At 55.0% G+C, this 12,515-nt stretch carries 14 protein-coding genes; 8 read left to right on the top strand and 6 right to left on the bottom strand.

Annotated features, from left to right (window positions below; all coding sequences use genetic code 11):
* The first annotated feature begins 9 nt into the window (after nucleotides 1–9).
* From RHK62_RS01860 to RHK62_RS01850, 3 genes are read left to right on the top strand one after another with little or no spacing between them, the layout of a single operon-like run.
* Entirely contained in the window at nucleotides 10–972 is a 963-nt protein-coding gene (locus tag RHK62_RS01860) for an aldo/keto reductase (protein ID WP_310453185.1), read from the top strand.
* A 21-nt stretch (nucleotides 973–993) separates the two neighbouring features.
* On the top strand, nucleotides 994–1,170 hold the full coding sequence (locus RHK62_RS01855; RefSeq protein WP_206200825.1) for a hypothetical protein: 177 nt from the start codon (nucleotides 994–996) through the stop codon (nucleotides 1,168–1,170).
* Nucleotides 1,171–1,962 (top strand): cobalt-precorrin-6A reductase, encoded by a 792-nt coding sequence (locus RHK62_RS01850; protein ID WP_206200824.1) that lies wholly within the window; start codon nucleotides 1,171–1,173, stop codon nucleotides 1,960–1,962. It abuts the gene before it with no gap.
* On the opposite strand, the gene ilvD is transcribed toward RHK62_RS01850, so the two are convergent.
* Genes ilvD through RHK62_RS01835 form a run of 3 tightly spaced genes read right to left on the bottom strand, consistent with a single transcriptional unit; the run spans nucleotide 1,925 to nucleotide 4,921 of the window.
* Complete coding sequence (gene ilvD, locus RHK62_RS01845) at nucleotides 1,925–3,607, bottom strand: dihydroxy-acid dehydratase (RefSeq protein ID WP_310453184.1); 1,683 nt, start codon at nucleotides 3,605–3,607, stop codon at nucleotides 1,925–1,927. The two genes, RHK62_RS01850 and ilvD, sit on opposite strands and share 38 nt — an antisense overlap.
* Nucleotides 3,608–3,648: 41 nt before the next feature.
* Nucleotides 3,649–4,626, bottom strand: coding sequence for a stage II sporulation protein M (locus tag RHK62_RS01840; RefSeq protein WP_310453183.1), 978 nt, complete (start codon nucleotides 4,624–4,626; stop codon nucleotides 3,649–3,651).
* The gene (locus RHK62_RS01835) at nucleotides 4,616–4,921 is read right to left on the bottom strand and encodes a hypothetical protein (RefSeq protein WP_206200821.1); all 306 of its coding nucleotides are present in this window, start codon (nucleotides 4,919–4,921) and stop codon (nucleotides 4,616–4,618) included. Before RHK62_RS01835 ends, RHK62_RS01840 begins: the two co-directional genes overlap by 11 nt.
* A gap of 88 nt (nucleotides 4,922–5,009) precedes the next feature.
* On the opposite strand from RHK62_RS01835, the gene RHK62_RS01830 reads away from it, so the two are divergent.
* The gene (locus RHK62_RS01830; protein ID WP_206200820.1) at nucleotides 5,010–5,357 is read left to right on the top strand and encodes a hypothetical protein; all 348 of its coding nucleotides are present in this window, start codon (nucleotides 5,010–5,012) and stop codon (nucleotides 5,355–5,357) included.
* On the opposite strand, the gene mtnA is transcribed toward RHK62_RS01830, so the two are convergent.
* The 3 genes from mtnA to RHK62_RS01815 all read right to left on the bottom strand — a co-directional run bounded on the left by mtnA (nucleotide 5,354) and on the right by RHK62_RS01815 (nucleotide 7,981).
* Nucleotides 5,354–6,421 (bottom strand): S-methyl-5-thioribose-1-phosphate isomerase, encoded by a 1,068-nt coding sequence (gene mtnA / locus RHK62_RS01825; RefSeq protein WP_206200819.1) that lies wholly within the window; start codon nucleotides 6,419–6,421, stop codon nucleotides 5,354–5,356. The genes RHK62_RS01830 and mtnA overlap by 4 nt on opposite strands.
* A 77-nt stretch (nucleotides 6,422–6,498) precedes the next feature.
* Nucleotides 6,499–7,446 (bottom strand): asparaginase, encoded by a 948-nt coding sequence (locus RHK62_RS01820; protein WP_255451666.1) that lies wholly within the window; start codon nucleotides 7,444–7,446, stop codon nucleotides 6,499–6,501.
* 43 nt (nucleotides 7,447–7,489) lie between these two features.
* Complete coding sequence (locus RHK62_RS01815; RefSeq protein WP_310437936.1) at nucleotides 7,490–7,981, bottom strand: CGLD27 family protein; 492 nt, start codon at nucleotides 7,979–7,981, stop codon at nucleotides 7,490–7,492.
* A 1-nt stretch (nucleotide 7,982) separates the two neighbouring features.
* Between RHK62_RS01815 and RHK62_RS01810 the strand changes: the two genes are divergently transcribed.
* The 4 genes from RHK62_RS01810 (at nucleotide 7,983) to infB (ending at nucleotide 12,400) form a co-directional block, all read left to right on the top strand.
* A complete protein-coding gene (locus tag RHK62_RS01810; RefSeq protein ID WP_302677145.1) occupies nucleotides 7,983–8,168 on the top strand; it encodes a hypothetical protein in 186 nt (61 codons plus the stop codon).
* Nucleotides 8,168–8,782 carry a precorrin-8X methylmutase gene (locus RHK62_RS01805; RefSeq protein WP_302677778.1) on the top strand — a complete coding sequence of 205 codons (615 nt, stop codon included), beginning with the start codon at nucleotides 8,168–8,170 and terminating at the stop codon, nucleotides 8,780–8,782. The genes RHK62_RS01810 and RHK62_RS01805 overlap by 1 nt, the downstream gene beginning before the upstream one ends.
* The gene (gene rimM, locus RHK62_RS01800; RefSeq protein ID WP_310453182.1) at nucleotides 8,763–9,314 is read left to right on the top strand and encodes a ribosome maturation factor RimM; all 552 of its coding nucleotides are present in this window, start codon (nucleotides 8,763–8,765) and stop codon (nucleotides 9,312–9,314) included. The genes RHK62_RS01805 and rimM overlap by 20 nt, the downstream gene beginning before the upstream one ends.
* Nucleotides 9,315–9,514: 200 nt before the next feature.
* On the top strand, nucleotides 9,515–12,400 hold the full coding sequence (gene infB, locus RHK62_RS01795; RefSeq protein WP_302677143.1) for a translation initiation factor IF-2: 2,886 nt from the start codon (nucleotides 9,515–9,517) through the stop codon (nucleotides 12,398–12,400).
* Nucleotides 12,401–12,515: the final 115 nt, after the last annotated feature.

The following is a 12,515-nucleotide window of genomic DNA, read 5'->3' as shown; positions in this document are numbered from 1 at the left end:
AAGGATTGTATGCAAACTCGTCCCCTTGGTCGTACAGATATCCAAATTACGCCACTCATTCTTGGCACGTGGCAAGCGGGCAAGCGTTGGTGGGTCGGTATAGAAGATGAGATGTCCATTCGCACGATCCGCACGGCTGTGGAAGCAGGGATGACTACCATTGATACGGCTGAGGTCTATGGCGATGGGCATTCAGAGCGGATTGTGGCCGCAGCGGTCGGTGATTTGCGCGATCGCTGTGTCTATGCAACAAAGGTGTTTGCTAACCACTTGCGCTACAAGGAGGTCATTGCCGCCTGCGAGCGATCGCTGCGCAACCTGAACACTGATTACATTGACCTCTACCAAATTCACTGGCCTGCCGGCTCCTTTGGCTCAGAAATCGTGCCCATCGAGGAAACCATGCAAGCCATGGTGGAGTTGCAAGTGGCGGGCAAAATCCGTGCCATTGGGGTCTCCAACTTTTCCCGTGCTCAACTGGCGGAGGCGATGCAGTACGGACGCATTGAGAGTGTCCAGCCCCCCTATTCCCTCTTTTGGCGCTGGGCAGAAACAGAACTCATCCCCTTCTGTATTGAGCATGAGATTACCGTTTTGGCCTACTCCTCTCTCGCCCAAGGGTTGCTCACGGGTCGCTTTGGTCCCGGCCACCAGTTTGACCCTGAGGATAACCGTGCTAAAAACCAGCTCTTTCAGGGAGAAACCTACGACCGTGCCCTTGAAGCGATTGAGTTGATGAAACCGATTGCCCAGAGCTTGGGCAGCAGTGTCGGGAATTTGGCGTTGGCTTGGCTACTGCATCAACCGCAAAGCTGTGCCATTGTTGGTGCCCGCCATCCGGAACAAGTGCTAGAAAATATCAAAGCGGCTGACCTTCAGTTAGATAAGTCCATTTTGGCCATGCTCGATGAAATTAGCCGGCCGGTCATTGCTACCCTTGATCCGGAGAATCCAGTAATGTGGAAGTGGTAGTTCAGATCCACTAACGTCTTTATGGAACTCCTCGGTCTGGGTGCAATTGTTCTCTACTTCTTGATTGCGCTGCGCTTTTGGCAAGGGTTTCACCGCACCTACTACACACAATCGCGCTTTGTTCTCAGCGTGCTGTGGCTACCGCTACTGATGAATAAGTCCTATCGAGAAAACTTTCGCCGAGCGTTGCTGGGCTAGGTGACTGGAGCGATTTGGCTGATTGGCGGCACCCAAGAGAGTCGCTGGATTGCCCAATTAATTGTCTGCCAAGGGTTTCCCTGCTGGGTGAGCGTGACCACAGCGGCGGCCTGCCATCTTTATGACGCGCATCCGTTGTTGAGTTGCCATATCGAGCGCTTGACCCCTGAGCGTGCCCGTGAGTTTATCGAGCAACATTCGATTCAAGCCGTGGTGGATGCGTCCCATCCCTTTGCGGTGGCAATCTCTGCCCTTGCCATTGCCATCAGCCAAGAATTTGGCTTGCCCTACCTGCGCTTTGAACGCCCAGCATTTCCGCCAGCTCTTGGCATCTATACTGATTTGCCAACACTGCTGCAAGGGGATCTCCTCATGGGTGAGCGGGTGTTGCTGACCCTAGGAGTCAAACATTTGGCAGCTTTTGCGCCCCTCCAGCGTCAGGCTACCCTCTTTGCACGGATTTTGCCCACAACAAGCGCACTGGAGGCTGCCTTGGCGGCGGGGTTCGATCGCCAGCGCTTAATTGCCATTTTCCCCCCCGTATCGCGAGAGTTAGAGCGTGCCCTCTGGCAACAGTGGCAGATTACAACGGTGGTGACCAAGGCCTCGGGTACCGAGAGTGAGCAGATCAAGCAGACCCTTGCCCGTGAGCTGGGGGTGAAGCTGATTACCCTGCAACGCCCTGCTCTGGTCTATCCGCGCCAAACGAGCGATCGCGCCGGTATCGAGGCCTTTTTGCAGGAATTAGCCACCTCTAAACAAAGCGATCAGTCACTGCCCCCAGACTACTAGAAGACACGAGTTTGGCATACTTGGCCAATACCCCACGGGTATAGCGAGGTGCCGGGGGCTGCCATTTAGACCGCCGCGCTGCCAGTTCTTCCTCACTGACATTCAGTTGCAGCAGCCGCCGATGGGCATCAATCGTGATCGAGTCTCCTTCTTCCACAAGGGCGATCGTGCCACCCACTGCCGCCTCTGGGGCAACGTGACCCACGACCATGCCATAGGTTCCACCAGAGAAGCGACCATCGGTAATGAGGCCAACACTATCCCCTAAACCGGCACCAATAATGGCAGAGGTGGGAGCCAGCATTTCTCGCATCCCCGGACCACCCACAGGGCCTTCATAGCGAATGACAATGACATCGCCGCGGTTGATCTTACCGGCCAAAATGGCCTCTAAACAGGCCTCCTCAGAGTCAAAGACCCGCGCCGGACCGGTAATCTGCGGATTTTTTACCCCAGAGATTTTGGCGACAGCGCCCTCAGTGGCTAAATTCCCTTTGAGAATGGTCAGGTGGCCGGTGGCGTAGAGAGGCTTGTCAAACGGACGAATCACCTCTTGGTTGGGGTCGGGGGTATCGGGCACATCCCGCAGCCGCTCGGCAATGGTTTCCCCCGTAATCGTGAGGCAATCCCCGTGGAGTAGGCCAGCATTGAGGAGCATTTTCATTACTTGGGGAATGCCCCCTGCCCGATGTAGATCCGCAGTCACGTATTTACCCGAGGGCTTGAGATCGCAGAGGACGGGCACCCGCTGGCGAATGGTTTCAAAGTCATCAATGGTGAGGGGAACCTCGGCACTGTGGGCGATCGCCAGAAAGTGCAGCACGGCATTTGTCGAGCCACCGATCGCCATAATCACACTGAGGGCATTTTCAATGGATTTGCGGGTGATAATATCACGGGGTCGAATATTCTTACGAATCGCCTCCACCAGCACCTTGCCCGCCAACTCTGTATTGTCGGCTTTTTCAGCATCCTCCGCTGTCATTGTTGACGAGTACATTAGGCTCATGCCCATGGCTTCAAAGGCTGAGGACATTGTGTTGGCCGTGAACATACCGCCGCAGGAACCCGCCCCCGGACAAGCATGGTGCTCGATGGCATGGAGCGTCGCCTCATCCATTTTGCCGGCACTAAACTGACCCACCGCTTCAAAGGCGCTAACCACCGTCAGGTCTTGACCCTGCCAATGACCGGGCTTAATCGTGCCCCCATAGACAAAAATGGCGGGAATGTTCATCCGTGCCATGGCAATCATCGCGCCGGGCATGTTTTTGTCGCAGCCACCGATCGCCAGCACCCCATCCATACTTTGGGCATTACAGGCGGTCTCAATCGAATCAGCAATCACATCCCGCGAGACGAGAGAGTATTTCATCCCCTCCGTGCCCATGGAAATACCATCGCTGACCGTAATTGTGCCAAACAACTGCGGCATTCCCCCCGCTGCCCGAATGCCTGCTTCGGCACGACTGGCAAGGGCAGCAATCCCCATATTGCAGGGGGTAATCGTACTGTGGGCACTGGCCACCCCAACAATCGGCTTGTTGAAATCCTCATCGCCAAAGCCCACGGCTCGCAGCATGGCTCGGTTGGGGGTGCGTTGAACGCCTTCTGTAATGATGCGACTGCGCCAGTTTTCTGCCATAGTGTTCTCGCGATCGGCCTAAACGTCAATAAAGCATCCTTCTATTTTCCCTCACCCGTGGGCGATCGCTCTAGCGGCCAAGCCAAATAGAGCACTAAAGCCGCAAATAACCCTAAGCCAGAAAGATATTTAACGCTGTTGGGAATTAGCGGATTGGGCGACCAAAAGCCCTCGATAATACCGGCAATCACCAAGAGGGGAACAATGCCAAACATCAGTTGTGCTGCCAAGGCGCCATTGCCTTTGAGTGCGCTCAGGCGACGGTAACGCCCCGGCAAGAGAATCGCTTGCCCCAACAACAGACCCGCAGCGCCGGCCAGAAAAATTGCAGGCAGCTCCAAAGCACCATGGGGACTGACAAAAGCCCAAAAGGGATACCCTAGATTGTTTTGAGCCACCAAGGCAGCGATCGCCCCCATGTGCAGACCGTTGTTCCAGAGGATATAAAGCGTCCCTAGCCCCCCTAGGATACCTCCCGCTAGCATTGCAAAAGCCACACTCAGGTTATTGGTCATAATGGCACTGGAGGCTAGGGGTTCAACCCCGACGATCGATCCCATCCAGAGCTTGCCCTCCTCTTCCACAAGGGAAAGGATGTCTGCGGGTACCACTAGTTCCAAAAATTGGCGATCGCTCCACGCATACCACCAAGCGATCTCCGCCGCCACCAGAAATACCCCCAAGGCAAAGGCCGTATAGACCCATGTTTGCTGGACAACCGCTGGGAAGCCCCGCTGGAAAAACCACCAAACTTTGCGCCAATCTTGGGAGCGCTGACCCTGATAGACTTGGCTGTAGCTCCGCAAGGTGAGACCCTGCAAATAGTTGACGATGCTACTGCCCAAGCGGCGAGTTTTTGCCCGCGCTAAATCCGCACTAACCAAGCGGTACAACTGACTGAGGCGGCAAATCTCCGTTGCCGATAGCGCTTGAATCCCCTCTGTCTCAGCACGGTTGAGGAGGTGTTCTAGCTCTAGCCACTGCGGCTCTTGGCGGATCAGCCAGCGTTCAACATTCATGACTATCTGATTCCTCTTGAATTGCCCCCAAAAAAGACTCTAGGCGTTTGCGGGGAATGTAGGGCCAGCCGCCATTGGTTTCAATATCCCGCAGTAGTTGATAGAGCGCTTGGCGGTTGGTGGGCAAGGCCGCTTGAAACTGATTGTCACAAATTTCGCGATGCAATTGCTCTAAAAGCCGCAGCAATGCCAACAGGTCATGGACATTTCCATTGGCTCGCTCAGCCGCGATACGGATCCGTTCAGCAAGGGCGTTGAGGTCGGTTGTACTTAAAGAGGATGGCGAGGAAATCATCTTTTCTATAAAGCTTTTTGAATTGGGAATAACGATTTTCTACCACAGTTGCTACGATCGTGTTAGCAAAAAAAGAGGTTTTGTGACCATGTTTCGGACACCTGTTGCCCTTGTGGGGGCAGCAACGTTGAGCCTCAGTCTGGCGATCGCCCCGCCTAGTTTCGCAGAAATGGAAGTGGAAGTGGCTCGCGACAGTAGAGGCCGTGTTTACACTGTGGATATGGATTCCCGTCGCTTTTATAGAAATAGGAATGGCATTATCCAAGTGGATTTTAGCCTCTCGACCCTTGGCGACGATTACTGGCATCGGGCAACGGCGTCCTGTAATCCCTACGATGTTAAGAGTGATTATTACGGTTGGGATTGGACGGGAACCAAAAGCTATCCTCCCGGTACGATAGCGGGTGATATTGCCCGTGCAGTCTGCCGCCGTTAACCTGCTGCTGCACCAATACCCTGTGCAAGGTCAGCGGGAGCAAAAACCCCTAGCTCCGTAATAATGCCACTAATTAAATGGGCAGGGGTGACATCAAAAGCCGGATTGTAAAAATCTACCCCAGCGGGTGTAATGCGGCTAAACCCCACCTGATAAATTTCTTGGGGGTGGCGCTCCTCAATGGGAATTTCCGCCCCAGTGGCAATTTTAGTATCAATTGTAGAAAGGGGTGCAGCGACAAAGAAGGGAATGTTGTGGGCTTTGGCGGCGAGGGCAACACTATAGGTACCAATTTTGTTGGCCATGTCCCCATTCAGGGCAATGCGATCGGCGCCCACCACCACCGCATCAATCATCCCCCGCTGCATACAGTGCGCCGCCATCGTATCCGCCAGCAGGGTGACAGGAATGCCCTCTTGCACACATTCCCAAGCGGTTAATTTCGCTCCCTGAAGACGAGGACGAGTTTCATCGGCATAGACTCGCTCCAAGCGACCCGCCGCCCAAGCCGCACGAACCACCCCTAACGCTGTTCCATAGCCTGCTGTCGCTAGGGCACCGGCATTGCAGTGGGTAAGCAGGCGCAACTTCTCGGGCGTTTTCGGCAGGACACTAAGGCCGTTTTCACCAATGGCTTGACAGGTTTGCACATCTTCACGGGCAATGGTTTGGGCGGTTTCAAGAAGGTGCTGCTGCAGTTCCTCAAGGCTGGCTGTGGCTTGCTGGGCTGCCCCAAGCATGCGATCGATGGCCCAAAATAAATTCACTGCCGTTGGGCGGGTTTGCCGCAATTCGGAAGCGACATTCTCTAGGTGAGCCAAGAAGCCCTCGCGATCGCTCCCTGTGTATTCCCGTGCCCCCAAGACCATGCCAAAGGCAGCGGCAACCCCAATCGCTGGCGCACCCCGTACAATCATTGTCCGAATGGCGGTGGCCATCTCCGCTGCGGTGGTGATGTCCTTGAGTTCATACTGTTCTGGCAAGCGGGTTTGGTCAATTAACTGCACGCGATCGCCCGCCCACACCACAGGAAAGATGGTTCCGACATTTGCTGTGACAGCCACAACAGCCTCCGTGCTCACTAAAATTGAATACAAATCATAACCCAAGGGAGAACCTATTCAGGCTAGAATTTAGCCCCCTAGGCAAAGGTCAGTTCACCATTCACCTCGAGACGGGTAAATTGGTTGGGAATCAGAAACTGCTCCCCCAAGGCTTCCGCCACACTGGGAGTAATCCAGCCCAGTTGCTTCAACAATTGAATGGCAACGGCATACTTAGCACGCTTCGCACCATCACTCACCTTAATCGCCAATCCCATCCCTTCGCCCACACGACCCACACACTGAATCCCCTCAGCTCCGGACTTACTGAGGATTTCCCCCTCCGTGAGGCGCATCAGCTCGCTATCAAAGGCACCGGGACCGGCAACAAAATCAGGGTGGTGGGTCATGGCACGAACGACGCGCTCCATTGCCCAGTCATTGCCCGAGGCCAGTTGGCCGTAAAGGGTGGCCATCTGCACCAGTTGCATCAAGTACGTGGGCGCCCCACAGTCGTCGTGGGCACAGATAAATTCTGCGGCGGGCATCTTCAGTAGTTCTGCCACCTTGGAGAGGATCAGAGCCTGAACGGGGTGATTTTTGTGCAGATAACTTGCCAATGGCCAATTGCGCTGTTGACAAACCGCCAACATCCCCGCATGTTTACCCGAACAGTTGTGCTGCAGTGCCCCTTGGCGGCCGGGGGGAACGGGACATTGCAAGGCAGTGGGATCCACATCGGCACGCCAGAGGATGTTAAAGACTTGGCGGACTTGCTCAATACGCCCTTGGTGGGAACTACAGATAATCGCGAGGTCGCGATCGCTCAGGTCAAACCGCTCCATCGTTCCCGTTGTTGTCACTGCCAAGGCTTGAAAGGGCTTGAGGGCAGAGCGGATAAAAGCAGCGGTTTCCGCATTTCCTGCAAGGGCAAGAATTCGGCCACGGGCATCACAGACCACGGCATGGGCATGGTGGCGCGACTCAACAATCCCTTCCCGCAGTAAGCAAACATCGAGCAGAGGGGCTTGGGTGCGTTTGGACATAGGTTCGGTCATGCAGGTCAATGAGCAACAATATCAGCAGCAGCTACAGGAGTGCCCAAGCAAGGGTCAGTCCCAAAGAAAAGATCACGAGCGCCAAAAGGGTTACCTGTAACCGTTGTAAAATCGGGCGCAACTCGTAGGTATAGATCAGGCGATCTTGAGCCAATTCAGTTTCGGGTTTTTGCCACTCCTGACCGTCGTACCAGCCCGTTTCCTCATAAATGACCGTGGGACGGTGCAGCCGATCGCCCACATAAGCCCAACCGAGTACAAGGCGCAAAAGAATTAGCAACAGCAGGAAGTTTGCTCCTAGCACCCCAGCGAAGAAAACATGTAGGGGTGCCTCTTGCACTGAAAAGCTGGCGATCGCCACCGGACCACTAATGAGCCAAGCCATCCCCCACAGCAGTAGCAAACGCCTTTGAAAACGCGGCCGCGGCCAACTCGACCATTCAAAAAACCAAGAGGCTTTGAGGTCACGATATTCGTTGATCGGTCGTTGATCTGCCGGGACAGGACAGAAAATCTGAGACACAGTGGCACAAGTTCAAGGACGCTGTTTCCAGCATACCAGTCTCGCTGAAATCGTGGATCGCCACACCATGCATGAAATCGGGCGATCGCCTCGTACACTAGAGGATGTCACGGCTCCACCTCGCCTAGTGGGGCAGAAATTTTGTTGGTATATTGATTATTCCCTAGCTCCCTTGCGGCACCTTTGATGGAATGGCACCAGTCTGACGTTGCACAACTACGGGTTATTGACCAGTTGCTGGCCGGGCACAACCTGAGTCCAGCACAATACGATATTACGCGCCGTGTGATTTATGCGACGGGGGATTTAGAGTATCTGAATTTGATTATTTACTCAGAGCAGGCCCTGCAATCCGGTGTGGCTGCCCTTGCCGCTCATACCCCGATTGTGGTGGATGTGACGATGGTGCAGGTGGGGGTGCTCTCCTACACCCAAAACACCTTTGGCAATCCCATTTACTGTGGGGCAGAAACCTTCACCCGTCCGCAGCAGGAAAAGTCCCGCATTGCTTTTGGCATAGAAACCTTGGCACGACGCCATCCCACGGCTATTTTTGTCCTCAGTAGTGATCATTCAGCCCTAGAACCCCTCCTGACTTTAGTGGAGGCTCAGGAAATTCGCCCTGCCTTAATTATTGACGCTGCCCCCAATTTTCTCCCCCCCATTTTGGATCGCCTGCAAAAGTCTTGGGTGCCCCACATCTCCATTAAGGGTTGCAAGGGGGGCGTGAGCGTTGCCACAGCAATTATGAACGGTTTACTCAAGTTGGCTTGGACGGCCTATGGTGACCCCCTTCCCTGAGACAAGTGAATGGCTCTGTATCGGCCAAATTGTCGGTGCCCACGGCCTGCGGGGGGAGGTCAAGGTCAAGCCCTTTAGCGATTTTCCCGAACGCTTTACCGTGGCGGGTTCTCGTTGGTTGCGATCGCCCCGGCAGCCCCAACCCCATGCGGTGACCCTCGTGCGCGGGCGACTTTTACCCCGTGCCAAACAGTTTGTGGTTACCTTTGCCGAAGTCAGCGATCGCACCGCAGCGGAGGCACTCAAGGGGGCAGAAATTTTAGTCCCCGCCAGCGATCGCCCACCCCTTGCCGCAAATGAATACCACCTCATGGACTTGATTGGACTCGCCGTGTATCACCACGGTGAGCGAGTTGGCGAAGTGGTGGGCTTGGTCAATGCCGGCAATGACTTACTAGAAGTGCAGTTACTCGACCCAGCGCAAGAAGCCCGCCGATCAGTGTATATTCCCTTTGTGCCAGCCATCGTGCCGGTGGTTGATCTAGCAGCCCGCAGAATTGAAATTGATCCCCCCTTAGGGCTGTTGCCCTGATCAATCCCTACCAAAATCGTTAATAATAGGGATACTTCTATTTTTTTAGCCCCGACTCTTGAGATTGTTGTTGAGTGAGTTGCCCCAACCCATCCCTTAAAACCCATTAATTCCACCTTGACGGTAGCCTTTACCTGAGCGATCGCGATCGCCCTACCGTTTGCCCCTTCGTAGAGATTTCAGAGCCTTTGAGAGACAGCATGAGCATTGGTAAAGTTCGCATTTATGACCTATCAAAAGAACTCAACCTGGATAATCGAGATTTATTGGCCATCTGTGAACAGTTGGGAATTGCCTATAAAAGTCACAGCAGCACAATTTCCGATGCCGATGCCGATCGCATTCGCGAAGCGGCCAAAACCTATCAACCCCATAGTGCCTCACCCCGTAAAGTTTCAAAAACACCTCCTCCTGTGAAGAAAGCCCCAGCCCCTCCAAAAACGCAGCAAATTGTTGCTGTCCACACTCAACCCCGCTCTGGGACGCCGGAAGCGCCCAAGCCTCAATTACAACAACCTCCCGCTCGTCCCCAAGCACCGCAGCCCCCTGCGCGACCCACACCCCCTGCACCAGTTGCCACCAAGGCAGTGGAACCTGTGGCGCCCAAACCCCCTACACCTCCCGCAAAACCCGAACCGACACCACCGCGTCCAGCGCCTACTTTAGTCCCCCCGCCCGCCCGCCCCACCAAGAAAGTGGAAAAAGTCGCTGCGGCTCCCCCGCCCCGCAAAGAGCTAAAGGAACCCCCCAAAAAAGAAAAGGTGGCGATCGCTCCTGCGAAACCCAGCAGTCAAGATCGCATTGAAATTGTCCAGCGGGCAGTTCCCCCGGCACCCGTCAACCCCCCGGAAATGGCGCCCAAGCCAGCTTTACCAGAGCTACAACCGCCACCCAAACCCGTTGCGCCAGTCCTGCGGGCACCCAATCCACCCAAGCCCGTCACCGAAACCGTTGAGGTACTCGATGACAAGTCCGTTAGCAAAGTCATCAAAGACCGCCACCGTCACAAAGACTTTGATGATGAGGAGAACAAACGGAAATCCTCCCGCGTCGTCAAGTTGCGTGAAGAAGTCATTGACGAAGAGGAAGAACTAGAACTCACCAGCCGTTTGGTCGGGGTACACCAAGTAACCGTTGATGTCAGCCAATCGCTGCAACGGCCACCCAAGCCCAAGGCGCCTCGTCCCGCCCGTCCCGTTACACCAGCGGCGAAAACCGAAAAAAGCAGCGAGAAAAAACAACCCCGCCATCGCGATCGCCGTCACGAAGAGCCAGCCGAAGCACCACCGCCCGATCACATTACGATTGAAGGCCCGATGTCAGTGCAGGAGTTGGCCAGTTTAGTGCGTCGCCCCGAAGCGGAAATCATTAAAATTCTCTTCTTTAAGGGAATTGCCGCCACCATCAACCAAACCCTTGAGGTGGAAACAATTGAACTCGTGGCCAAGGAATTGGGGATTACGGTGGAAACGGCACAGCAGAAAGCCGAGGCCACAAAAGTCACCGAAATGCTGGAGTCAAGCGACCTCGATCACCTGCAACGGCGTCCACCCGTGGTCACGATTATGGGTCACGTGGATCATGGCAAAACCAGCCTTCTCGATGCCATTCGCAATGCCAAAGTGGCTCAAGGGGAAGCAGGCGGCATCACGCAACACATTGGCGCCTACCACGTGGATGTCGAACACAACGGCGAAAAACATCAGGTAGTCTTTCTCGATACCCCCGGTCACGAAGCCTTTACCGCCATGCGGGCACGGGGGGCACGGGTCACCGATATTGCTGTTCTCGTGGTTGCTGCCGATGATGGGGTGCAACCTCAAACCATTGAAGCCATTAGCCACGCCAAAGCAGCTAAAGTGCCGATCATTGTCGCCATTAACAAAATTGACAAAGAGTCTGCCCAACCGGAGCGGGTCAAGCAGGAACTCACTGAATACGGCTTGGTGCCCGAAGAGTGGGGCGGCGACACGATTATGGTACCTGTCAGTGCCCTGCAACAGCAAAATCTCGATACGCTCCTAGAAATGATCCTGCTGGTGGCTGAGGTGGAGGATCTCTACGCCAATCCCGATCGCCCCGCCAAAGGCACCGTCATTGAAGCCCACTTGGATCGGGCACGAGGACCTGTGGCCACATTGCTGGTACAAAACGGTACCCTGCGGGTCGGCGATATTCTGGTGGCAGGTGCCTGTTTTGGTCGGGTTCGCGCCATGATTGACGATCGCGGGCAGCGTGTCGAGGCAGCAACCCCCTCCTTTGCTGTCGAAGTCTTGGGTCTGGCGGATGTCCCTGCTGCCGGAGATGAATTTGAAGTCCTCAGCGATGAAAAAGCCGCCCGTGCCCTTGCGGAGGAGCGAGCCGCCGCTCAACGCCAATCCCGCCTTGCCCAAGCCGCAGCCGCCCGGCGGGTCTCCCTTACCTCGTTGTCCAGTCAAGCCCGCGAAGGGGAACTCAAGGAACTCAATCTCATTCTCAAAGCCGACGTTCAAGGTTCCGTCGAGGCGATTTTGGCGGCTCTCAACCAACTGCCCCAAGATCAAGTACAGTTACGAGTCTTGTTGGCTGCCCCCGGCGAAATTACTGAAACCGATGTTGACCTTGCCGCCGCCAGTAGTGCCGTCATCATTGGCTTTAATACCACCCTTGCCTCAGGGGCACGCCAAGCGGCTGAGCAGCACAACGTTGATGTCCGCGAATACAACATCATCTATAAGCTCCTCGATGATATTCAAGGGGCAATGGAGGGGATGCTGGAACCCGAACTGGTCGAGGAAGAACTGGGTCAAGCCGAAGTGCGGGCTATCTTCCCCCTCAGTAAAGGAGCTGTGGCCGGTTGTTATGTCCTCAATGGCAAGCTCGTGCGCAACTGCAAAGTACGGGTGCTGCGCCAGCAAAGCGTCATTCACACAGGCATCTTGAGTTCGCTAAAACGCATGAAGGACGATGTCCGCGAAGTTGCGGCGGGCTACGAATGTGGTGTGCGCTTGGATGATTTTCAACAATGGCAGGAAGGAGATATTATTTACGCCTTCCAAACAGTAACAAAACGGCGTAGTCTTGGCGGCAGTAGCGATAAAAAGTAGCACCCCTTAGCCTCCATGGATTCTCTGGCGGGGGGTGCTGCCTGCCGATGTGCTAAACTGAGTTGGGTTTGAGCAATGGGTAGCCTCAAGCCCGATCAACTGCAAAGATGAAAGT

The organism is Thermosynechococcus sp. HY213 (assembly GCF_031460975.1).
GTDB lineage: Bacteria > Cyanobacteriota > Cyanobacteriia > Thermosynechococcales > Thermosynechococcaceae > Thermosynechococcus.
The sequence above is the reverse complement of the archived record's forward strand: the minus strand, read 5'-3'. Positions and strand labels throughout refer to the sequence as shown.

Bases quoted from the DNA above. Each gene is read 5' to 3' on its own strand.
- RHK62_RS01860 (WP_310453185.1), top strand. From the start codon at position 10: ATGCAAACTCGTCCCCTTGGTCGTACAGATATCCAAATTACGCCACTC.
- RHK62_RS01855 (WP_206200825.1), top strand. From the start codon at position 994: ATGGAACTCCTCGGTCTGGGTGCAATTGTTCTCTACTTCTTGATTGCG.
- ilvD (WP_310453184.1), bottom strand. From the start codon at position 3,607: ATGGCAGAAAACTGGCGCAGTCGCATCATTACAGAAGGCGTTCAACGC.
- RHK62_RS01840 (WP_310453183.1), bottom strand. From the start codon at position 4,626: ATGAATGTTGAACGCTGGCTGATCCGCCAAGAGCCGCAGTGGCTAGAG.
- RHK62_RS01835 (WP_206200821.1), bottom strand. From the start codon at position 4,921: ATGATTTCCTCGCCATCCTCTTTAAGTACAACCGACCTCAACGCCCTT.
- RHK62_RS01830 (WP_206200820.1), top strand. From the start codon at position 5,010: ATGTTTCGGACACCTGTTGCCCTTGTGGGGGCAGCAACGTTGAGCCTC.
- RHK62_RS01820 (WP_255451666.1), bottom strand. From the start codon at position 7,446: ATGTCCAAACGCACCCAAGCCCCTCTGCTCGATGTTTGCTTACTGCGG.
- RHK62_RS01805 (WP_302677778.1), top strand. From the start codon at position 8,168: ATGGAATGGCACCAGTCTGACGTTGCACAACTACGGGTTATTGACCAG.
- rimM (WP_310453182.1), top strand. From the start codon at position 8,763: ATGGTGACCCCCTTCCCTGAGACAAGTGAATGGCTCTGTATCGGCCAA.
- infB (WP_302677143.1), top strand. From the start codon at position 9,515: ATGAGCATTGGTAAAGTTCGCATTTATGACCTATCAAAAGAACTCAAC.